Origin of the sequence: Pseudomonas sp. ICMP 561 (assembly GCF_002699985.1) — a bacterium.
Taxonomy (GTDB): Bacteria; Pseudomonadota; Gammaproteobacteria; order Pseudomonadales; family Pseudomonadaceae; genus Aquipseudomonas; species Aquipseudomonas quasicaspiana.
The window spans coordinates 1-22,045 of the sequence record NZ_LKBT01000006.1; the positions used below are offsets into that span (position 1 = coordinate 1).

Annotated in this window: 21 protein-coding genes; 9 read left to right on the forward strand and 12 right to left on the reverse strand. The window is 56.8% G+C overall.

Annotation, left to right across the window (positions count from 1 at the left end):
- Nucleotides 1-213 precede the first annotated feature (213 nt).
- The 6 genes from msrQ to AO242_RS06235 form a co-directional block, all read right to left on the reverse strand.
- Nucleotides 214-834, reverse strand: coding sequence for a protein-methionine-sulfoxide reductase heme-binding subunit MsrQ (gene msrQ, locus AO242_RS06210; RefSeq protein WP_099268090.1), 621 nt, complete (start codon nucleotides 832-834; stop codon nucleotides 214-216).
- Nucleotides 834-1,847: a protein-methionine-sulfoxide reductase catalytic subunit MsrP gene (gene msrP, locus AO242_RS06215; RefSeq protein WP_099268091.1), complete on the reverse strand. Its 1,014-nt coding sequence runs from the start codon at nucleotides 1,845-1,847 to the stop codon at nucleotides 834-836. The genes msrQ and msrP overlap by 1 nt, the downstream gene beginning before the upstream one ends.
- 63 nt (nucleotides 1,848-1,910) lie before the next feature.
- Nucleotides 1,911-2,768 carry a CDP-diacylglycerol--serine O-phosphatidyltransferase gene (pssA, locus tag AO242_RS06220; RefSeq protein WP_027897876.1) on the reverse strand — a complete coding sequence of 286 codons (858 nt, stop codon included), beginning with the start codon at nucleotides 2,766-2,768 and terminating at the stop codon, nucleotides 1,911-1,913.
- A 158-nt stretch (nucleotides 2,769-2,926) separates the two neighbouring features.
- A complete protein-coding gene (gene ilvC / locus AO242_RS06225) occupies nucleotides 2,927-3,943 on the reverse strand; it encodes a ketol-acid reductoisomerase (RefSeq protein WP_027900358.1) in 1,017 nt (338 codons plus the stop codon).
- 47 nt (nucleotides 3,944-3,990) lie between these two features.
- Entirely contained in the window at nucleotides 3,991-4,482 is a 492-nt protein-coding gene (gene ilvN, locus AO242_RS06230) for an acetolactate synthase small subunit (RefSeq protein WP_020293234.1), read from the reverse strand.
- A 2-nt stretch (nucleotides 4,483-4,484) separates the two neighbouring features.
- Nucleotides 4,485-6,209, reverse strand: a complete 1,725-nt coding sequence (locus AO242_RS06235; protein ID WP_095098655.1) for an acetolactate synthase 3 large subunit — start codon at nucleotides 6,207-6,209, stop codon at nucleotides 4,485-4,487.
- Between the two features lie 402 nt (nucleotides 6,210-6,611).
- Here AO242_RS06235 and AO242_RS06240 point away from each other — a divergent pair, with 402 nt between their 5' ends.
- Complete coding sequence (locus AO242_RS06240; RefSeq protein WP_099268092.1) at nucleotides 6,612-7,040, forward strand: DUF4124 domain-containing protein; 429 nt, start codon at nucleotides 6,612-6,614, stop codon at nucleotides 7,038-7,040.
- Nucleotides 7,041-7,063: 23 nt separating this feature from the next.
- On the opposite strand, the gene AO242_RS06245 is transcribed toward AO242_RS06240, so the two are convergent.
- From AO242_RS06245 to mrcB, 3 genes are read right to left on the reverse strand one after another with little or no spacing between them, the layout of a single operon-like run.
- Entirely contained in the window at nucleotides 7,064-7,393 is a 330-nt protein-coding gene (locus AO242_RS06245) for a YqcC family protein (protein ID WP_099268093.1), read from the reverse strand.
- Complete coding sequence (locus AO242_RS06250; RefSeq protein WP_099268094.1) at nucleotides 7,393-8,127, reverse strand: tetratricopeptide repeat protein; 735 nt, start codon at nucleotides 8,125-8,127, stop codon at nucleotides 7,393-7,395. The genes AO242_RS06245 and AO242_RS06250 overlap by 1 nt, the downstream gene beginning before the upstream one ends.
- Before the next feature lie 30 nt (nucleotides 8,128-8,157).
- On the reverse strand, nucleotides 8,158-10,479 hold the full coding sequence (gene mrcB / locus AO242_RS06255) for a penicillin-binding protein 1B (protein ID WP_027900353.1): 2,322 nt from the start codon (nucleotides 10,477-10,479) through the stop codon (nucleotides 8,158-8,160).
- A 129-nt stretch (nucleotides 10,480-10,608) separates the two neighbouring features.
- On the opposite strand from mrcB, the gene AO242_RS06260 reads away from it, so the two are divergent.
- From AO242_RS06260 to AO242_RS06270, 3 genes are all read left to right on the forward strand, one after another.
- On the forward strand, nucleotides 10,609-12,147 hold the full coding sequence (locus tag AO242_RS06260; RefSeq protein ID WP_099268095.1) for a bifunctional aminoglycoside phosphotransferase/ATP-binding protein: 1,539 nt from the start codon (nucleotides 10,609-10,611) through the stop codon (nucleotides 12,145-12,147).
- A 101-nt stretch (nucleotides 12,148-12,248) separates the two neighbouring features.
- A complete protein-coding gene (locus AO242_RS06265; protein ID WP_099268096.1) occupies nucleotides 12,249-12,593 on the forward strand; it encodes a pentapeptide repeat-containing protein in 345 nt (114 codons plus the stop codon).
- A gap of 199 nt (nucleotides 12,594-12,792) precedes the next feature.
- Nucleotides 12,793-13,116: a TfoX/Sxy family protein gene (locus tag AO242_RS06270; protein ID WP_099268097.1), complete on the forward strand. Its 324-nt coding sequence runs from the start codon at nucleotides 12,793-12,795 to the stop codon at nucleotides 13,114-13,116.
- Nucleotides 13,117-13,290: 174 nt separating this feature from the next.
- Here AO242_RS06270 and deoC read toward each other — a convergent pair whose 3' ends face one another.
- Complete coding sequence (gene deoC / locus AO242_RS06275; RefSeq protein ID WP_027900350.1) at nucleotides 13,291-14,079, reverse strand: deoxyribose-phosphate aldolase; 789 nt, start codon at nucleotides 14,077-14,079, stop codon at nucleotides 13,291-13,293.
- Nucleotides 14,080-14,590: 511 nt separating this feature from the next.
- On the opposite strand from deoC, the gene AO242_RS06280 reads away from it, so the two are divergent.
- Nucleotides 14,591-14,920, forward strand: a complete 330-nt coding sequence (locus AO242_RS06280) for a Rieske (2Fe-2S) protein (RefSeq protein ID WP_099268098.1) — start codon at nucleotides 14,591-14,593, stop codon at nucleotides 14,918-14,920.
- Here AO242_RS06280 and sfsA read toward each other — a convergent pair.
- Nucleotides 14,884-15,639 carry a DNA/RNA nuclease SfsA gene (gene sfsA, locus AO242_RS06285; protein WP_099268099.1) on the reverse strand — a complete coding sequence of 252 codons (756 nt, stop codon included), beginning with the start codon at nucleotides 15,637-15,639 and terminating at the stop codon, nucleotides 14,884-14,886. The two genes, AO242_RS06280 and sfsA, sit on opposite strands and share 37 nt — an antisense overlap.
- On the reverse strand, nucleotides 15,639-16,811 hold the full coding sequence (locus AO242_RS06290; protein WP_099268100.1) for a pyridoxal phosphate-dependent aminotransferase: 1,173 nt from the start codon (nucleotides 16,809-16,811) through the stop codon (nucleotides 15,639-15,641). The genes sfsA and AO242_RS06290 overlap by 1 nt, the downstream gene beginning before the upstream one ends.
- Nucleotides 16,812-17,169: 358 nt before the next feature.
- Here AO242_RS06290 and dksA point away from each other — a divergent pair, with 358 nt between their 5' ends.
- The 4 genes from dksA (at nucleotide 17,170) to AO242_RS06315 (ending at nucleotide 22,042) form a co-directional block, all read left to right on the forward strand.
- Nucleotides 17,170-17,613: an RNA polymerase-binding protein DksA gene (gene dksA, locus AO242_RS06295; protein WP_027900346.1), complete on the forward strand. Its 444-nt coding sequence runs from the start codon at nucleotides 17,170-17,172 to the stop codon at nucleotides 17,611-17,613.
- Nucleotides 17,614-17,916: 303 nt separating this feature from the next.
- Complete coding sequence (gene gluQRS, locus AO242_RS06305; RefSeq protein ID WP_099268101.1) at nucleotides 17,917-18,804, forward strand: tRNA glutamyl-Q(34) synthetase GluQRS; 888 nt, start codon at nucleotides 17,917-17,919, stop codon at nucleotides 18,802-18,804.
- 123 nt (nucleotides 18,805-18,927) lie between these two features.
- On the forward strand, nucleotides 18,928-19,104 hold the full coding sequence (locus AO242_RS06310; protein ID WP_003176118.1) for a hypothetical protein: 177 nt from the start codon (nucleotides 18,928-18,930) through the stop codon (nucleotides 19,102-19,104).
- Nucleotides 19,088-22,042, forward strand: a complete 2,955-nt coding sequence (locus AO242_RS06315) for a sensor histidine kinase (RefSeq protein WP_027900344.1) — start codon at nucleotides 19,088-19,090, stop codon at nucleotides 22,040-22,042. Before AO242_RS06310 ends, AO242_RS06315 begins: the two co-directional genes overlap by 17 nt.
- The last annotated feature ends 3 nt before the right edge of the window (nucleotides 22,043-22,045 follow it).

Genomic DNA, 22,045 nt, shown 5'->3' on the forward strand with positions numbered 1-22,045 from the left:
CAACATCACGTTGCTCGTTAGCGGGAGGCGAATTCTACAGCGTTACAACCTGCTGTCAACTGCCTTTTTTCACCGCTTTCGATCAACTTCATCGAAGCCTCTTCCGAGCCAACTGAATCGTCCAACTCATTGATTATCAAGGAGTTTTTCGTTCTGTCTGCGCCAGAAGAGGTGCGAATTATAGAGAGATTAGAGAGGCCGTCAACCCCTAATTCACGCTTTTGTTGGAACTTTTGCCTTCGCACCCATTACACGCGGGATTCGCCTCGCAATCATTGGGATCCTGAGACTCAGCAACAGCACACCGATCACCGCATATAAAGACCACTCCTTCAGATCCGCTCTGACAATCCAGAACATATGCAGCAGGCCCAACCCCAAAATTACATAGATAAGCCGATGAAGTTTTTTCCAGCGACTCCCTAGCCGCCTCTGACTGTAGCGATTGGAGGTCACGGCCAAGGCCAGCAGGCATACAAAGGCAAGGCTGCCGACAATAATGTACGGACGCTTCACCAGCTCCACACCCAACTGCGACCAGTCCAGTCCCAATATGAAAACGGCGTACGCGCTCATGTGCATGAATACGTAAGCAAAGCACCAAAGCCCCAACTGGCGCCTGACAGCAATCCAGCCTGCCCACCCCGTCAATTTTTGCAGTGGCGTCATTGCCAGCGTAATCAGTAGCAATATCAGAGTGCCCAGGCCGAGCCTGTCGACAAGCACCTTCCCAGGATCAGGCCCCAACGCAAAGATCCAGGCCTGATAAAGCCAGAGCACCGGTGCAACACATGCAGCCAAAAAAACGCCGAAGCGCCAGATCGGGTAACGCATCAATAATTCTTCCGCAAATCCAGGCCTGTATATAAGGAGGCAACCTCCTCCCCATACCCATTGAACATTTCGGTCTGTCGCACATTCGGACTGAACAAGCCGCTCGGCAACCTGCGCTCATGTGCCTGCGTCCAACGAGGATGGTCGACGGTCGGGTTCACGTTGGCATAAAAGCCATATTCGTTAGCCGCGATACTTTGCCAGGTCGTCTTGGGCTGCTCACTGACCAGACTGATTCTCACAATGGACTTCACGCTTTTAAAACCGTACTTCCATGGCACGACCAAACGCAGCGGCGCACCGTTCTGGTTAGGCAGCTCACGCCCATACATGCCAACTGCAAGAATCGCCAGAGGATTCATTGCTTCGTCCAGTCTCAGCCCTTCAACATAAGGCCAGTCGATCAATGCAAAACCCGAACGTTGCCCCGGCATGGTCTTTGGGTCCTGCAGCGTTTCAAAACGGATGTACTTCGCCTTGGCAGTAGGTTCGACCTGTTTGAGCAAAGCAGAGATTGGAAAACCAATCCAGGGAATGACCATCGACCAGGCTTCTACGCAACGCAGCCGATAAATGCGCTCTTCCAACTGATAGGGCTTCATGAAGTCTTCGAGCGCATAACGACCAGGCTTGCCGACTTCGCCATCGATGACGACAGTCCACGGCTCGGTTTTCAGCGACCCGGCATTCTGCGCAGGATCGCCCTTGTCGGTGCCAAACTCATAGAAGTTGTTGTAGTGCGTCGCGTCCTTGAAAGGGGTAATCGCTTCCCCCTTTACGTTGACCGCCTGCCACTTGGTGTCGGGAAGCTTCTCGGCAAACCAGCCAGGCGCCTTGCCAGGCTCAACATTCGGGTAAAGAGAAGGATCGGCAGCACTCGCCCAGCGCGGCATGGCACTGACGGCCAACCCGGTAAGGGAAGCGCCCAAGAGGGCACGACGAGAGAGATAAATAGATTCGGGGGTAACGTCCGACTCTTTGCAAGCGGACGCTGTTGGAATTTTGATTAGCATGATGACTCCACAATCCAGAGGAACTAATGCACCAATAGACTGTGGAGTATGGGGGAAATTACATCATTCGCCCGTTTTGTGACGACGCAGGCGTAACAAATATTGAATAGGGCCGGATGCCGCATAAGCGAGGAATATCAGCAGCAAAATGCGCGGCGGGTCGCTGAACACGACAGCGAAGACCAGCACAACTGCCAGAATCGCGACAAACGGCACACGCCCTTTCAGGTCCAGCTCTTTAAAGCTGTTGTACTTGATGTTGCTGACCATCAGCATGCCCGCCGCGGCGACCAGCAAGGCCACCAGAAATGACAGCTTGGAGCCCTGAATGCCGTAATCGCTGAACGCCCAGACCGTACCGGCAACAACGCCCGCCGCAGCAGGACTCGCCAGACCGATGAAATAGCGTTTGTCAGCCTTGCCAACCATGGTATTGAAACGCGCCAGACGCAACGCTGCACCTGCCACATAGATGAAGGCGACCATCCAGCCGACCTTGCCCATGTCCCCCAATGCCCAGCCAAAAGCCAGGAGCGCCGGAGCGACACCAAATGCGACCATGTCGGACAGAGAGTCGTACTCCGCGCCGAACGCACTCTGGGTATTGGTCATGCGTGCCACGCGGCCATCTAGACCGTCGAGCACCATGGCGACGAAAATGGCGATTGCGGCAAAAGCAAAATACTTGCTCGCCCCGGCGCTGTCCCCTGCCGCCAAAGCGCTCTGTGCGCTCATGGAGCTGATAATGGAATAAAAGCCGGCGAACAGGTTCGCAGTGGTAAACAGATTGGGCAGCAGATAGATACCGCGATGCCGGACCTTACGGCCTTCGGCATCATGCCCTTCTTCAATGTGCTCATCGATCGGTAGCAGGCTTTCGGCGTCAGAGGCCTTGTTTGGCTCTTCAGGACGTTCGCTCATAGACTTTACCTTGCAACGGTGTGGAAAGTTTCGACAGATGCTTGCGACGAGTGTTCGTCTGCAAACGATGCAGCTTTATACCAGAAGCGTCTGCGCATAACGAAAAAACGCGGCCAATTGGCCGCGTTTTTTCTAGCGCAGAGCTATGTCGCGGGGACTTAGTTCTTGGCTTTGTCGACGATTTTGTTGGCACCGATCCACGGCATCATCGAGCGCAGTTGCTCGCCGATGATTTCGATACCGTGAGCGGCGTTGTTACGACGCTTGGCGGTCATCGATGGGTAGCCGGTAGCGCCTTCGCTGATGAACATCTTCGCGTATTCACCGTCCTGAATGCGCTTCAGAGCGTTGCGCATGGCCTGACGGGATTCAGCGTTGATCACTTCAGGACCAGTCACGTACTCGCCGTATTCGGCGTTGTTGGAGATCGAGTAGTTCATGTTGGCAATACCGCCTTCGTACATGAGGTCAACGATCAACTTCAGTTCGTGCAAGCACTCGAAGTACGCCATTTCTGGAGCGTAGCCAGCTTCAACCAGCGTCTCGAAACCAGCTTTAACCAGCTCAACAGTACCGCCACACAGAACAGCCTGCTCGCCGAACAGGTCGGTTTCAGTCTCGTCCTTGAATGTGGTTTCGATGATACCGGTACGGCCGCCGCCCACGCCCGAAGCGTAAGACAGTGCAACGTTTTTGGCGTTGCCCGAAGCGTCTTGGTAAACAGCGATCAGGTCAGGGATACCGCCGCCTTTGACGAATTCAGTGCGAACAGTGTGACCTGGCGCTTTTGGCGCGATCATGATCACGTCCAGATCGGCGCGTGGCACAACCTGATTGTAGTGAATCGCGAAGCCATGGGAGAAGGCCAGGGTAGCGCCCTTCTTGATGTTCGGCTCAACTTCGTTCTTGTACAGCGCGGACTGGAATTCGTCCGGGGTCAGGATCATGACCAGGTCAGCAGCAGCAACAGCCGAAGCAACGTCAGTCACTTTCAGGCCATGGGCTTCAGCCTTGGCGACAGTAGCCGAACCTTTACGCAGACCAACAGTGACATCAACGCCGGAGTCTTTCAGGTTGCACGCTTGTGCGTGGCCTTGGGAACCGTAACCGATGATGGCAACTTTCTTGCCCTGGATGATCGAAAGGTCGCAGTCTTTGTCGTAATAAACTTTCATGGAATTCCCCTGTTATCGTGGCCTTCAGGCCATTTTGCAAAATGAGATTAGATGCTCAGCACTTTGTCGCCACGGGCAATGCCCGTCACGCCGCTGCGTACTGTTTCCAGGATTGCGGCAGTGCCGATGGCCTGAATGAAGCTGTCCAGCTTGTCGCTCGTACCGGTCAGTTGCACGGTATAAACGCTGGCTGACACATCAACGATTTGCCCGCGGAAGATATCCGTGGTGCGCTTGATCTCGGCGCGCTGGGCGCCCGTAGCCTTGACCTTGATGAGCATCAGTTCACGCTCGATGTGAGCGCTCTCCGACAGATCAACCAGTTTGACTACTTCGACCAGCTTGTTGAGGTTTTTGGTGATCTGCTCGATCACCTCATCCTGGCCGACAGTGGTCAGCGTCAGACGCGACAGGGTCGGGTCTTCAGTCGGGGCCACGGTCAGGCTTTCGATGTTGTAGTTGCGCTGCGAAAACAGGCCGACGACGCGAGACAGTGCACCCGGTTCGTTTTCCAGCAAAAGGGAAATGATGTGCCGCATGATTAAGTCCGCTCCGTCTTGCTGAGCCACATATCGCGCATGGAGCCGTCTTTGATCTGCATCGGGTAAACGTGCTCGGTGACGTCAACCTGGATATCGATGAACACCAGACGGTCCGTCATGGCGAACGCTTCTTCCATCTTCGGCTTCAAATCTTTCAGATCAGTGATCTTCATACCGACATGGCCATAAGCTTCGACCAGTTTCACGAAGTCAGGCAGCGACTCCATATAGGAGTGCGAGTGACGACCGCTGTAGCTCATGTCCTGCCACTGACGGACCATGCCGAGCACGCCGTTGTTAAGCAGGATGATTTTCACAGGCAGACCGTACTGCAAGCAGGTCGACAGCTCCTGGATATTCATCTGGATACTGCCTTCACCCGTTACACACGCAACATGCGCTTCTGGGAAGCTCAGCTTGACACCCATCGCAGCCGGGAAGCCAAAGCCCATGGTGCCCAGACCGCCAGAGTTGATCCAGCGATTAGGCTTGTTGAAGCGGTAGTACTGCGCAGCAAACATCTGGTGCTGACCAACATCGGACGTCACGAAGGCATCGCCATTGGTCACTTCGCAAAGGGTCTCGATGACTTTCTGCGGCTTGATGACGCTGCCGTCGCCCGGGTTGTACGGGAACAGATCACGATCACCACGCCATTCGTCAATCTGCTTCCACCAGCTGGCAACCAGCGCTTTGTCTGGCAGCTCGCCGATTTCCTTGAGGGTCGCGACCATTTCAGTCAGAACGCTCTCAACCGGCCCCACGATAGGCACATCAGCCTTGATGGTTTTGGAGATGGAAGCCGGGTCGATATCGATGTGAATGATCTTGGCATTCGGGCAGAACTTCGCCGCGCCGTTGATCACACGGTCATCGAAACGCGCGCCAACAGCCAGGATCACGTCAGCGTGGTGCATCGCCAGGTTGGCGGTGTAGCTGCCGTGCATACCCAGCATGCCGACAAACTGACGATCCATGCCTGGATAACATCCAAGACCCATCAGGGTGTTGGTCACGGGAGCGTTGAGCTTTTGCGCCAACTCGGTCAGCGGCTCGGAGCCATTGCCCATGATCACGCCGCCACCGGCATAAATGATCGGACGCTTGGCCGCCAGCAGCATTTCGACTGCCTTGCGGATCTGGCCTGAGTGACCACGAACAGCCGGGCTGTAAGAGCGCAGCTTGGCTTTCTTGGGGAATACGTATTCGAACTTCTCGGCCGGGTTGGTCATATCCTTCGGAATATCGACAACCACGGGACCGGGACGACCGGACTGCGCCAGGTAGAAAGCCTTTTTCAGCACTTCAGGGATTTCCGACGGATGCTTGATCATGAAGCTGTGCTTCACGATCGGCCGGGAAATACCGATCATGTCGGTTTCCTGGAATGCATCGGTGCCGACCAGTGTGCTTGCGACCTGACCGGACAGCACGACCATTGGAATCGAGTCCATATAAGCCGTGGCGATACCGGTGATTGCATTGGTAGCACCTGGACCTGAAGTGACCAGTACCACACCGGCCTTGCCGGTAGCGCGCGCATAACCGTCAGCCATGTGCGTCGCCGCTTGTTCGTGACGAACAAGAATGTGGTTCACGGCAGGCTCTTTGAACAGGGCGTCGTAAATGTGCAGGAGGGCACCGCCTGGGTACCCGTAGATATGCTTAACGCCTTCGTCACGCAAAAAGCGGACGACCATTTCAGCGCCGGATAAGAGCTCCACGTTGTTCACCTCTAAAACGCCAGAATACCGTCCACAAACGAGGACGGGTCTTAATAGGTTTTACTGCCAAGCAGAGCATGAGCGACGGTGGTCGCCGACTACGTCAGCACTGACTGAGCAAGTATTGGGTAACCCCTGAGTGTTTCGGGGCGTTCCCACCCAGCGCGAGGTAACGCGTTGCGGGTGTTACAGGTCGGCGCGGGTGTGCGCCTCATGATCTACCGAGATGGTCTGCTTCTGGCAGTCCCTTCACAGCGAACTTTGGATTGTTGTGATTCGCCTGCCCCAAGTCAAGTCATCCGTGAGCTTTCTTCCAATTAACCGCACCAAAGTGCGCCGGATAAGGTCATGAAGGCGGCCTTGTGATAGTTTTCAGGACAAACGTACCTGGAAGGAAGCAGCATGCGTTGCATGATTATCGCCGCCATAGTTGCGCTGGCTCTCGGCACAACCGCCCAAGCGGCTCAGATTTATAAATGGGTCGACGACCAGGGCGTGACCCATTTCGATGCTCAGCCCCCCGCAGGGCGACAAACCCAGCAGATCGATACCCAGAAACCGCCCGCCGTGCCCACAACCGGCAACTCAAAGGCAGCAATTGACGAAGAGGCAGAGCAGCGGGCTGTCGATGACGTGGTCAAGAAGAAAATCACTCAGGAAGAGGGTCGACGCGCCGAGGATTGCAAGATTCTAAGGACCAATCTTTCCCAGCTACAGAACAATCCTCGCGTGCGGGAACAGGTTGAGGGTGGGCTGAAACGCCTTTCGGAAGATGAACGGCAGGTGCGTATTACCGAGACCCAGCAGGCGATTAAAGATTATTGCCTTTAAACCTGCCGGGCCTGAGGCATGAATTACCGGTTCTGGCTGATCAACTGATCAAACTGCGCAAGCAACTGCTGCAACGGCCGGGTTTCGCGCTGGCGGGTGGCGTAGACCATCTCGGCCATTTCCAGGATGCCTGAGGCATTCGGCAGCGGCAGGTCATTCTCAAGAATGAGCTTCATTCTTGGCAGGAAAATCCATTGCAGCCATTGCTCGAACTCCAGCGTATCGACACAAAACGGTTCGCCACTGGAGAGCGCCTCTTCACTGGGCGGTAGATCGCTCCACCAACCCAATGCCCGCAACTCGCGCTCGATCAGCAGCAAATGCTCGGCCACTTCAGGAAAGCGCTGATCCATCAAGCGCCGACCTTGGCTTTCTGACGAGCCAGGGCTGCACCGGACGCATCGCCCTGCTTCTCACGTGCCTGAGCGATGATCTCCCACAGGCTGGCCTGCAGACTTGGGCGACCATTGGCGTAAGTCAGACCACGACGCGCCAGTTGCTCGGCCTGAGCGGAATCGCCCTGAGCCAGTCGCACTTGTGCCAGTCGATAGATAACTTGCGGCTCCCGAGGAGCAACACGTTGCGCACGCTCAAGGCTCGAAGACGCGCCATTGAGGTCGCCGCCGTTCTGCTGCTGCTGAGCGGTGGTCAACAGCGCCAGGACCGGGCCATCAAGTTGTTCATCGGCAGACAAGCCGCTACCGGAAGACGGGATGCCACTTGGCGCACTGGACGCAGGCATGTTGTAAGTGTTGCTGGTAACCGGTGCGCTGACCGACGAAGTGTCGATCGGCGGACTGACGCTGATCGGAGCCTGCCCAGCCGGAGCAGCATACGTATCGATAGGTGCGGAACTACCGCCACCGCCACCCGGAATCATGACCACGACGCCAGAATCCTGCGGTACGGACTGAGCTTGCGCAGGCGCCTGAGCAACGCTTGCCCGAGAAGCGCCGTTGCGCGACACGCGCTCGCTATTGGAAACCTTCGAACCCGAATCCACCACGGGAATCGAGCCACGTTCTACGCTGGCACAACCATTGAGCAGAGCAACAGCTGTCAACGCTGGTATTAACCACTTGTTCACTTTAGATCCTCTTTGGGGCGCTCAATTAATCTAGTTCAGCCAACCCTTGACCCAATCCATCACTTCCTGGGCCGGAGCCGCAGGCCCACCACAAGCAGCGCCGGGGGCAGGTTCACTGCCGCGAATATACGGCATCTGCACGGCGTTCGGGCAACCGGCATCGGATCCCTCGCCTGTCGCGGCATTGACCCACACCTGCACGACGTTATCAGGCTGCGCCATGTCCAGCGGCAGCGGATCAGCCTTGCTCATGAAACTGGTCCAGACCTGCAACGCACCGGTTGCACCGGTAAACGGCGTTTTGCCGTTGTCATCGCGACCCAGCCACACCACCGCCAGCAGATCCTGACTGAACCCGGCAAACCAGCTGTCGCGGGAATCGTTGGTCGTCCCGGACTTACCTGCAAGATTCAGCGAGCTTGGCAATACGTTGTAGACAGAGCGACCGGTACCTTCGCGCATCACCCGCTGCATCGCATTTTGCAGAAGATAGATCGAGCCCGGATCGAAGCGCTGCTGAATCTGGAACGGGTAACGCTTGAGCGGCTCACCTTCAGCAGTCAGCACGCTGCGGATACCGCGCATCGGCGTGTTGAAACCGCCGTTCGCGATGGTCTGGAACATCGTTGCAACCTGGATCGGACTCAACGCACCGGCACCCAGCAACATCGACGGATACGCAGGCCAATCAACGTCAACACCCAGTTTGCCGATGGTTTTGAATACGTTCGGCACACCGACTTCCAGGCCGATTTTAGCGCTGGACAGGTTGTAGGAATGCGCCAGGCCCTGATACAGGAAAATATTACCGTGAGCCTTGTGATCGAAGTTTTGCGGCTTCCATATCTGGCCGTCGGCACCCTTGACCTGGAATGGCTCATCGGCCACCCAACTGGTCAACGTGTACTTGCTCGGACGCTCAAGGGCGGTGAGGTAGATGGACGGCTTCACCAATGAGCCAATCGGTCGTACTGCATCAATGGCCCGGTTGAAACCGGCATAACCTGCCTTGCGGCTACCGATCAGCGCCTGAACCTCACCTGTTTCCGGGTTGGTCACGACCATGGCAGCTTCAACGTCGTCTACACCCTTACGACCCGACAGACGCTTGAACGTCTCGCTCATGGCCGACTCGGACTTCATCTGCAGGATTGGATCAAAGCTGGTGAAGATGCGCAGACCTTCTTCAGTCAAGTCTTCGTCGCGATAGTCTTCGCGCAGTTGGCGTTTGACCAGATCGAGGAAGCCCGGGAAGGAGCTGTCGGCCAGGCTACCGGTCTTGGTCACGCCCAGAGGCATCTTCTTGGCTGCCGCTACTACTTCAGCCGTGGCCACGCCCTGTTGTTCAAGCAAGTCGAGCACCAGATTACGTCGCTCAAGGGCACGTTCCGGGTTACGACGCGGGTTGTAATAGGAAGGCCCTTTGACCAGACCGACCAACAACGCGACCTGATGCAACTTGAGCTCTGACAACGGCTGGCTGAAGAAATACTGACTGGCAAGGCCAAAGCCGTGCACCGCGCGCTGACCGTCCTGACCGACGAACACCTCGTTGAGGTAAGCCTCAAGGATTTCCTGCTTGCTGTAATGGATCTCCAGCAACACAGCCATCATGGCTTCGGTCAGTTTGCGGGTCAGGCTGCGCTCATTGGTCAGGTAGAAGTTCTTGACCAACTGTTGCGTCAGCGTACTCCCACCCTGACGCATCTGCCCGGCAGAGGCATTGATCCAGAATGCACGGGCAATCGACTTGGGCGACACGCCAAAGTGATGGTAGAAATCGCGATCTTCAACGGTTACAAGTGTATCAAGCAGATACGGTGGAGCCTGATCGAGCTTGATCAGGATCCGGTCTTCGAGATTCTTCGGGTACAGCCCACCGATCATCAGCGGTTCCAGACGGGCAACTGCCAGCTTGGCGCCATTGGCCGAAGAAAGGTCCGCAACATAGTCGCCGGAGAAACGGACACGGATCTGCTGGGCAGGATCGGTGCCTTCATAGAACTGAAAACCCCGGGTATTAAGGTCTACGGTATTGCCGCTCACAGCAGCTGCGCCCGGACCATTGGCAACGCTTTCGCGCCGATAACCCAGCGCATCAAGCTCAATCAGGAAGTCATCCTTGCTCAGCTTCTGCCCGACAAACAGCTCCAGAGGCCGCGCATATACTTTGGCCGGAATCATCCAGCGCTTGCCGGAAAACTTCTCTTGAACGATGGCATCAAGGTAAATGGCGAAGCCAGCCAGCACGACGAGCCCGACAATGCCGAGCTTCAACCCCCAGCCTAACCAGGTACGAAGTCCGCCAGAGGCAGGTTTTTTTGCTTTGCGAGAGGATCGAGTACGAGTCATGGCGGCGGATTATACGCACTTTGCCGGGGTTCGAAAGACACCCTTACCGGAGGTTTGCAGCCTCGCGCCAAGCGGCCATAATGCCCACCTTGAAGCATTTAATGAAACATCACTATTGAAGGATCGTCCGTGAGCCAGTCACTGATTGCAGCCCTGCAGAACCCCGCGCTGTTTCCGCATCCGGTCGAGGGCTTTCAGCTCATCGAAACGCACATTTCGTGGGTACTGCTCACCGGTCCATTCGTTTACAAATTCAAGAAACCGGTCAACTTCGGTTTTCTGGACTTCACGACGCTTTCAGCGCGTGAACACTTCTGCAAGGAAGAGCTGCGTCTCAACCAGCGTCTGACCGAAGACCTGTATCTGGAAGTTATCCCGGTGACCGGCAGTGCCGAGGCACCGCAACTGGGTGGCGAAGGCGAAGTCATCGAATATGCGCTGAAAATGCGCCAGTTCTCGCAAGACGGTTTGTTGAGTACGTTGCAGGCCAATGGCGAGTTGACGTCGACGCACATCGACAACATCGCCACGCAGATCGGCCAGTTCCATATTGATGCGCCAAAGGTGGGTGCTGAAAATGAGCTGGGGTCGCCTGACACCGTCATGGCCCCGGTCCTGCAAAACTTCGAGCAGATTCGCCCGTTAATCAGCGAAAAATCAGACCTGCTGCAACTCGATGCCCTGCAAGCATGGGCTGAATCGAGTTTCGAAAGGCTCAAGCCCCTGCTCGCCCAGCGTAAAGCCGACGGTTTTATCCGTGAGTGCCACGGCGACATTCATCTGGGCAATATGACCCTGATCGATAACAAGGTCGTGATCTTCGACTGCATCGAGTTCAACGAACCGTTCCGCATGACCGACGTCTATGCCGATATCGGCTTCCTGGCTATGGACCTGGAAGATCGCGGTCTGAAATCCCTGGCTCGTCGTCTCATCAGCCAGTATCTGGAACTGACCGGAGACTATCAGGGGCTTGAGCTGCTGAACTTCTATAAAGCCTACCGTGCGCTGGTTCGCGCCAAGGTTGCGCTTTTCAGCATGCCAGCAGGCGCCGATGCGGTTCAGCGCGGCGCGACCCTGCGTCAATATCGCAATTACGCAAACCTGGCAGAAAGTTACAGCGCTATTCCTTCGCGCTTCCTGGTTATCACTCACGGCGTATCTGCTGTGGGCAAGAGCCATGTTGCCAAACGTCTTGTGGATTCCCTGGGCGCCGTACGCCTGCGTTCGGACGTAGAACGTAAACGCATGTTTGCCGGGCAGGACGCCAACCTTTATGACGCTGACGCAAGCCAGGCGACTTATGCACGTCTGCATGAATTGGCCGCAGTCGTCCTGCGTGCCGGGTTCCCGGTTGTTATAGATGCAACGTACCTGAAACAGGCTCAGCGCGAGTCGGCGGCAAAAGTTGCCGAAACCACTGGCGTGCCGTTCCTGATCCTTGACTGTGATGCCCCCGAAGCAGTCATTGCAGGCTGGCTCGCCCAGCGTCAGGCAGAAAACACAGACCCTTCCGACGCAACGCTGGAAGTTATCCGGGCACAGCAGGCTAGCCGTGAACCGCTGACTGCGGAAGAAACCCTGCACAGCAAGCGCGTCGAAACCAACAAAAGCAGCGACCTCGACAACCTGATCGAAAACCTTCGTCAGCGCCTTCCCGCGCTCTAAAACAATGTTTTGAGCCGTTTAGCAGTTAGTGCTTCACGGCTTCAAAATAGTGGCGATATACTGGCGTCATAATTCTAACGGAACGGAAAAGCGAGGCGCTTATGAGTCAGCCCAAAGTACTGGATTCCCCGCTGTACGCGATGCTGCGCAATGATGATGTTGCGGGGTTCAACCAAGAGAAACCCAAGTCAGGCACCATTGATTTCCGGGGTGGCGACTTCCGCGGGCTGGACTTGCGCAATCTCGACACCGACGGCATCGACTTCACCAATGCCTATTTCCGATCCGCTGACTTGCGCGGCCTTGACCTGAGCAGCACCCCACTGGAAGGCGCAAGCATCGCCCACGCACAGATCTCGGGGACATTCTTCCCTCGCGAACTGAGCGCTGACGAAATTCTGATGTCGGTCAACTTCGGTACGCGTCTGCGTTACCGTACGCACTGATTTCAGCGCACGTCCCGCCTCGATCAAGCCCGCATGCGCAATGCATGCCGGGCTGGCTCTGCGCAGCCTCCCGCCCACTGATCACCTGACGCTATCTACCCGATCACCTGCCCTGCACCTTTTCCTCCGAACGCTACAATTCCTTAAGACTTGCCAGGTTTTCACCCACAGTCATAGCTCAGCATCGCACGGAGGCATGATGAACGATGAACTGCAACACCTGAAAAACGTCGGCAAGACTTCAGCCCAATGGTTGCACGCCGTGGGCATACACAGTGCTTCTGATTTACGTCGTATGGGCGCTGTAGATGCTTATCAGGCAGTTCGAAAGCGGGGATTTCGAGCAACCAAAGTGTTGTTGTATGCGATTGAGGCAGCTTTGATGGATATTCATTGGATTGACCTGCCCATAGATCGCAAGGACGCTTTGAACAGACAGGTCAACCACCGCAGAGGTCTTGGAAAGGGGCTGATTGAGCCCGCTCAGAAAATAGATGAAAAGAAGTCATTGACTTGCAAATGAGAATCGATATGATTATCACAACCGGTCGCGAGACTGGCCGATAACTGAAAGACCTTGGTTCGGACTTTCAGATTATCTCCTCATCAGGCTAATCACGGTTTTTGACCCGGCTTTTTGCCGGGTCTTTTTTTGCCCGCGATTTCTTCTCGACGGGCAAAAAAAGCAAACCGTTTATTAGTAGCCGTCACCACGCGAACCCGGTTCAGCAACCCCGAGCTTTGACAGGATGTCGTCCAGCAGGCTCGACCCCACCAGCCTGACGCGTTCATCACTGACCCACTGCGGACCGAAGCGCGCGCGAGCCATTTCGATAAATTGTCTGGCGTCATCGAGGGTCCGCAAGCCGCCACAGAACTTGAGCCCTACCTGCCCACCGACCTCTACCAGACTTTCAAGCATGACTCGCACAGCCTGTATAGTCGGAGGCGTCACCAGCTTGCCGGTGCTGGTCTTGATAAAGTTGGCACCCGCAATGATTGCCGCCAGACAGGCGTCACGAATGATCTGCGGATCGCGCAGATCGCCAACTTCCAGAGTCACTGTGAGCACCATGTCCGGCCCGCACGCTGCACGACATGAAGCAACCATATTTGCCCCGGTCTGCTGATCGCCTGACAGCAGCGTGCGGAACGGATAAACCAGGTCGATCTCGTCGGCCCCGGACATGACTGCGGCGCGCGTTTCCGACATCACAGCTTCTTCATTCGCAGAACCGTAGGGGAAATTGACCACGGCGACTACGCGAATATCGCGGTGCTGAAGTCGATCCAGGGTCGTGCGAGCCAGCAACACGAATCGCGGATACACACAAATTGCCGCGATCGGCCCCAACGGTGTCATCGCCCGATGACACAAGCCAACGATGCGCGACTCGGTGTCGTCAACATCCAGCGCCATCAAATCAAACAGGCTGATCGCCTGGCGTGCCAATTGCTCATCTTCAGTGGAGATGTCCATGCTCATGTGCCGTCCTCGAACGCTTCAAAATGAAAGCGAGAACATATAGGAGCGAGGGGCATGCAGGTGCCCGACAAGGCAGAGAGAGAGGAGTACTACGTGATTACAGGAAATTTCCGAAGTAAAAGTCGGTGTCTGAGTTTGGTATGCGGCATCAGGAGTCTGGATTGAAATGCAGCACCCTGTGGGAGCCGGGTTGATCGCGATAAGGCTGGACGCAATTCACTTTAGACGCGTCCAACCGTATCGTCGGAATGCCGCCCAGACCAAGCACCGCTCCCAGGTTCCACAATCCCGTAGGACCGGCTTTAGCCGGGAGGGCGTCGGTACATTCGCTAAATTTTCTTCGTCAGAAATACCGCTCTCCCGGCTAAAGCAAGTCCTACAAGATCAAGCTTGAAGACAAACATAGATCTCCCACAGCGTCCGCCGCATCTAAAGATATCCCCAACCCCGAAAAGAACTGCCACAATTTGCCGCTTGAGAAACAACGTCACGAGCCCCAACGGAGGCCCAGGTGAAATTGCTCTGCACCGGAGATCAACTGCCGGAAGCCCAAAGCCGCGGGTTTGAAATCAATGGTCGCAAGCTGTTTGCCACAAGGCGTAACGGGCAGGTGTTCGTCTATGACAACCGCTGCCCGCATCGTGGCATACCGCTGGAATGGCAGCCGGACCAGTTTCTGGACCCAAGCGCCAGCCTGATTCACTGCGCCACTCATGGAGCCTTGTTCCTGATTGAAAGCGGCGAATGCGTCGCAGGCCCCTGTGAAGGAAGATCTCTGACCGGAATTACCAGCCACGAAGACCATCAAGGCATCTGGATCGACATACCCGGCGGCAACTGATCAGGCTCTTTTGCCCAGCGAAGCTGCAATGGCCGATCAATGAAGATTTCTTCGGGCGTCAACTGCACGCCATACGCCAAAACTTCAACGCCCGCCGCGACTGCCTCGCGCAATGCAGCGGCGTAGCCTGGGTCAACTTCCTCGGCAGGCCGCACGGCCTCGATGTCGGTCAGGTTCACGCAATACAACAACACGGCACGTACACCCTCGCGCGCCAGGTTCGCCAACTCCCGCAAGTGTCGTGCGCCACGCTGGGTGACCGCATCCGGAAACGCGGCCACCGCTGAGCCATCAAAACCCAGGGTGACACTTTTGACCTCGACGTAGGCTGGACCCTGCGGGTAATCCAGCCGGAAATCCACCCGGCTTTTTTCCTGACCATAGGCCACTTCGCGCTTGAGAGCGGTAAAGCCGTTCAACTCGGTGATCACCCCGGCGCGTAACGCTTCTTCCACCAGGGCGTTGGCACGTCCGGTGTTGACGCACGCCAGACGTCCCTGTGGGGTTTCGCTGATTTCCCAGGTGCCCGGCAACTTGCGCTTAGGGTCATTGGAGCGGCTGAACCACACACGCCCGCCCGGCATCATGCAATTGAACATCGAGCCGGTATTAGGGCAATGGATGGTCAGCAACTCACCGCTGTCGGTTTGAATGTCCGCGAGAAAGCGCTTGTAGCGCACCAACAACACACCTTGTTCAAGATTCGGAGAAAAACGCATCAGCCTTGCCAGCTCCTTAGCCCGCGAGCAATTCGCTCAACCGCCTCCTGCAAACGCGGCAGGCTCTGGGTGTAGGCGAAGCGCACATGGTGCCCCGCCTGGAAGCGCCCGAAGTCCAGTCCCGGCGTGATTGCAACGTGCTCGGTTTCAAGGAAGTGCTGGCAAAACGAGTAGGCATCGCCCCCGAACGCGGTGATGTCGGCATACAAATAGAACGCGCCTTCTGGCTCAACCGCGATACCGAAGCCCAACTCGCGCAAAGCTGGTAACAGATAATCCCGGCGCAAGCCGAACTCGGCACGGCGCTGCTCAAGGATTTCCAGCGTCTGCGGCTCGAAGCAGGCGAGTGCCGCGTACTGCGCCATGCTTGGCGCACTGATGTAAAGATTCTGAGCCAGCTTTTCCAGATCAGCGACCGCATCGTGAGGCGCGACCAGCCACCCAAGACGCCAACCGGTCATGCCGAAATATTTCGAAAAACTATTCAACACGAATGCATCATCGTCGACTTCCAGCACGCTGGCTGCATCGGTGCCGTACGTCAGGCCGTGGTAAATCTCGTCCACTACCAGATGACCGTTCCGCACCTTGAGCGCCGAGGAAAGCCCAGCCAATTCATCGCGACTCAACAATGTACCCGTCGGGTTTGCAGGCGATGCGACCAGCGCGCCGACACTGTCTTTATCCCAATGCCTTGCCACCAGATCCGGGGTGAGTTGATAACGCTCCTGAGGACCGACCGGCACCAATTGCGCCGCGCCTTCAACAAGGCGCAGAAAATGCCGGTTACACGGGTAACCAGGGTCTGCCAGCAGCCAGTGCTTACCGGGGTCGACCAGCAAACTGCTGGCCAGCAGCAGCGCGCCGGAGCCGCCAGGCGTGACCAGAATCCGGCCGGGGTCGACGTTCACGCCATAACGCTGGGCATAAAACCCGGCAATGGCTTCGCGCAATTCAGGCAGGCCGCGAGCTGCGGTGTAACGGGTTTTACCGGCCGCCAACGCAGCCTGTCCAGCCGCAATAATGGGCTCGGCCGTCGTGAAATCGGGCTCGCCAATCTCCAGATGAATCACGTCATGCCCGGCGGCCTGCAGCTCGTTGGCACGCGCCAGCAGCGCCATGACATGAAAGGGTTCGATGGCGCGACTGCGCGCACTGTAGGGCTGAGCCATTGACCTTCCTTTAAATCTGATCGAGGTCGGATGCCTGTCAGGCATGCGAAAAGTGATGAGCGATTCTACCCAAGCACCCGCCCCTACAGGAAAGTTAATAAACCCCGAAAAACAGTGGATGGTGAGCAATAAGCCATTGAAAAGAGTGTGATCCTCTCAAGGCGTTGAACGTTTTAATCAGCCTTGCGTCTGTAGCAACGGCCATTCACCGCCCAGCTCGAATGCACGCTCGACAACCGGGAGTAGCGCGCTCCGATTCGATCTGGTAAGTTCGCCCGCTTGCAGCCGCAGGGCCGGCAGGTGCCGGTGATGGATATTTTCCTGCGCAATGGATTAAAGAGTGAGAGGCGGTCCATTCATGCCCACCCAAGAAAAGCAGCAGACCAACCAGCTGGACGGTGACTTCAAGCCTTACGAAAGCAGTAAGGGTGAGGAGTACATGGGCAAGCCCATGCGCGAACACTTCACAAAAATCCTCACCAACTGGAAACAGCAGTTGATGAAGGAAGTTGATCGCACCATGACTCACATGAAGGACGAAGCTGCGAACTTTCCTGATCCGGCCGACCGTGCCAGCCAGGAAGAAGAGTTCAGCCTTGAACTGCGTGCTCGTGATCGCGAACGCAAACTGATCAAAAAGATCGACAAGACGCTGCAACTGATCGAAGACGAAGAATACGGCTGGTGCGAGTCCTGCGGCGTAGAGATCGGCATCCGCCGCCTCGAAGCCCGTCCGACAGCCGACCAGTGCGTCGACTGCAAGACATTGGCAGAAATCAAGGAAAAGCAGGTCGGCAAGTAACACGACCCGCAACCTTGCATACACAAAGGACGCTCCGGCGTCCTTTGTTGTTTTTGAGCTCAACCAATCCCCCCACCACATCGATTGAATTGGAATGCTCACCCTCTGGGGTTGCGCTCTTCTGTTGGAGCGAGGCTTGCCCGCGAAGAACGATTACTCGGTAAAGCTGATACACCGCAGCGCCTGATTCGCGGGCAAGCCTCGCTCCAACAGGTGAACGGACGCAGGCATATATAAAGTCTCCTGAGGTTTGGCGTCTTTTCAGTCTCGAAGCAAACCCCAATCTCCAGTAACATCCGCCCCATGAAATCCCCCTCCTACATCGGGCGCTTTGCGCCAACGCCCAGCGGTTATCTGCACTTCGGCTCACTGGTCGCGGCGCTGGCGTCTTATCTTGACGCGCGCTCAGTGGGTGGGCAGTGGTTGATGCGCATGGAAGACCTCGATCCACCGCGGGAAGTCGCGGGCGCACAACGGGCAATTATTGAAACGCTCGAACGCTATGGCTTTGAATGGGATGGACAACTGGTTACCCAAAGTCATCGCCACGATGCCTATCAGGAAATCATCAATCGCTGGTTCAGCCACGGTCTTGCCTACGCTTGTACCTGCTCGCGCAAACAGCTTGAACCCTTTCAGGGTGTTTACCCGGGTACCTGCAGAAATGCCGGGCACTCGCCTGATAACGCAGCCATTCGTATTCGCGTACCCGAACTGCTGTACCGGTTTGAAGATCGTGTTCAAGGCTCGTTTCAGCAACACCTTGGCCGTGAAGTGGGTGACTTTGTGATCCGTCGTCGCGACGGGTTTTACGCGTATCAACTGGCGGTCGTCATCGACGACGCCCTGCAGGGTGTGACCGATATTGTCCGCGGTGCCGACCTGCTCGACTCCACGCCGCGCCAGCTGTACCTCCAGGAATTGCTCGGCGCACCACAGCCGCGTTATCTGCATGTGCCGCTCATCACCCAGCCCGACGGTAACAAGCTGGGGAAAAGCTACCGCTCGCCGCCACTGGAGGCCGATCAGGCAATTCCACTGTTGTTGCGAGCCTTGCGCGCACTCGGCCAGGAACCAGAATCGGCGCTCGCTTACGGCACGCCCCAGGAGGTTCTGAAATGGGCAATCGAGCGCTGGAACGTTTCCGCCATTCCGCGCGTACGGAACCTTGAAGAAGCCCGGATAGACTGAGATAGAGCGCTCGCCGCAAACTGGCATGGATGGCAGCTTACGCGACACTTGCAGGTTGCCCGCCATCCGTTACCATGCCGCTCCTCAACTGCCGCAACGCGAATGAATCGTGAAGGAGGCCAAATGTATATTTACCGCTTGGTCCTGTTGCTGGTAGTCGGCATTTATCTGTTTTCGCCGGCCATCATGGATTGGTGGATCGACGCCACCGGCGCGTGGTATCGGCCTTACCTGCTATGGCTGATCCTGATCGTGGTGACCTTCATTCTGCAGAGTCAAAAAGATGCCGATGAGCTTTAGCCTGACCCAGATGATTCTGGTCAGCGCCGCTTATCTGCTTGTGCTGTTTGGCGTCGCGTGGATCAGCGAACGCGGCGTCATCCCGCGCTGGATCATCCGTCACCCGCTGACCTACACCTTGTCTCTGGGTGTTTACGCCAGCGCTTGGGCCTTCTACGGCACGGTCGGCCTGGCGTACCAGTACGGTTATGGCTTCCTTTCCAGTTATCTCGGTGTATCCGGCGCCTTTCTGCTGGCGCCCGTTCTGCTCTATCCGATCCTGCGCATCACCCGCACCTATCAACTGTCGTCTCTGGCGGATCTGTTCGCGTTCCGCTTCCGCAGCACTTGGGCGGGCGCGCTGACCACGATCTTCATGTTGATTGGGGTGCTACCGCTCCTGGCGCTGCAAATCCAGGCGGTGGCCGACTCGATTGGCATCCTGACCCGCGAGCCCGTGCAGGATCGCGTCGCTATCGCGTTTTGTGCGCTGATTACCCTGTTCACGATTTTCTTCGGTTCGCGTCATATCGCCACCCGCGAAAAACATGAGGGTCTGGTATTCGCGATTGCCTTCGAGTCGGTGATCAAACTCGTGGCCATTGGCAGTATCGGTCTATATGCCCTGTATGGCGTGTTCGACGGTCCGCAGCAACTTGAGCTGTGGCTGCTGCAGAACCAGACCGCCCTAGCCGCCTTGCACACGCCTTTGCAGGAAGGTCCGTGGCGCACGCTGCTGCTGGTGTTCTTCGCCTCGGCCATCGTCATGCCGCACATGTACCACATGACCTTTACCGAGAACCTCAACCCGCGCGCACTGGTCAGCGCCAGCTGGGGCCTGCCGCTGTTTCTGTTGTTGATGAGCCTGGCGGTGCCGCTGATTCTGTGGGCGGGGCTCAAACTGGGCGCTACCACCAGCCCCGAGTTCTTCACCCTGGGCATTGGCATCGCGGTCAACAGCAAGTCACTGGCGTTGCTGGCCTATGTCGGTGGTTTGTCTGCCGCCAGCGGTTTGATCATCGTGACGACACTGGCGCTGTCCGGCATGGCGCTGAACCACCTGGTGCTGCCGCTTTATCAACCGCCAGCCGAAGGCAATATCTATCGCTGGCTGAAGTGGACCCGCCGCGCGCTGATTGTGGCGATCATAATGGCCGGTTACGGCTTCTATCTGCTGCTGGGCGCGCAACAGGATCTGGCCAATCTGGGCATCGTTGCTTTCGTCGCGACTCTGCAATTCCTGCCGGGCGTGCTGTCCGTGCTGTATTGGCCCGCCGCCAATCGCAGAGGGTTCATTGCCGGATTGCTGGCGGGTATCAGCGTCTGGATCGTCAGCATGTTGTTGCCACTGATTGGTGACTTCCGGGGCTTCTACATTCCGCTGCTGAACATGATTTACGTACTGGACGACACCAGCTGGCACATGGCGGCCATTGCTTCGCTGGCCGCCAACGTCCTGGTGTTCACTCTGATCTCACTGTTCAGCAACCCGAGCCCCGAAGAAGCCAGTGCTGCCGAGGCCTGTGCGGTGGACAACGTTCGTCGCCCGCAGCGCCGCGAGCTCCACGCCGTATCCCCTCAGGAATTCGCCACGCAACTGGCCAAACCCTTGGGCGCGAAAGCCGCCCAGAAGGAAGTCGAACAGGCCCTGCGCGATCTCTACCTGCCATTCGACGAACGTCGGCCTTACGCCTTGCGACGTTTAAGGGACAGAATCGAGGCCAATCTTTCCGGCTTGATGGGCCCCAGCGTGGCGCAGGACATGGTTGAAACATTCCTGCCCTATAAGTCCAGCGGCGAAAACTATGTCACCGAAGACATTCACTTTATTGAAAGCCGGCTTGAGGATTACCACTCGCGCCTCACCGGTCTGGCAGCCGAACTGGATGCCCTGCGCCGCTATCACCGGCAAACGCTTCAGGAATTGCCGATGGGTGTGTGCTCGCTGGCCAAGGATCAGGAGATCCTGATGTGGAACAAGGCCATGGAAGAACTTACCGGGATTGCTGCCAAGCGCGTCGTTGGCTCTCGGCTCGAGACCATCGGTGAACCCTGGAAAGAATTATTGAGCGGCTTCATTAATTTGCCCGACGAACACTTGCACAAACAACGCCTGCCACTGGATGGCCAGATCCGCTGGCTGAACCTGCACAAAGCTGCGATCGACGAACCATTGGCACCGGGTAACAGCGGGCTGGTGTTGCTGGTTGAGGACCTGACTGAAACGCAGATGCTCGAAGACAAGCTGGTGCATTCCGAACGCCTTGCGAGCATCGGTCGCCTGGCCGCCGGTGTGGCTCACGAAATAGGCAACCCGATCACCGGCATTGCCTGCCTGGCGCAGAACCTGCGCGAAGAGCGCGAAGAAGATGGCGAGTTGAAGGAAATCAGCAGCCAGATTCTCGAACAGACCAAACGCGTTTCACGCATCGTGCAATCGCTCATGAGCTTTGCCCACGCAGGCAGCCATCAGCACTCGGACGAAGCTGTCTGTCTGGCTGAAGTGGCGCAGGACGCTATTGGTTTGCTTGCCCTGAACCGACGTAATTTCGAAGTCCAGTTCTATAATCTGTGCAACCCCGAGCACTGGGTCGATGGCGACCCGCAACGGCTTGCTCAGGTACTGATCAACCTGCTCTCCAACGCCCGTGACGCCTCGCCGGCAGGCAGCGCAGTCAGGGTCAGGAGCGAAGCATCCGAACACACTGTCGATCTGATCGTAGAAGACGAAGGCAGTGGAATTCCCAAGGCAATCATGGATCGATTGTTTGAACCGTTCTTCACCACCAAGGACCCGGGTGAAGGGACCGGACTGGGCCTCGCGCTGGTCTATTCCATCGTTGAAGAGCATTATGGACAGATCACCATCGACAGCCCGGTTGATACCGAGCACGAGCGCGGTACCCGTATTCGGGTAACACTTCCGCGCCATGTCGAAGCGACGTCCGCCGTGAACTGAGCC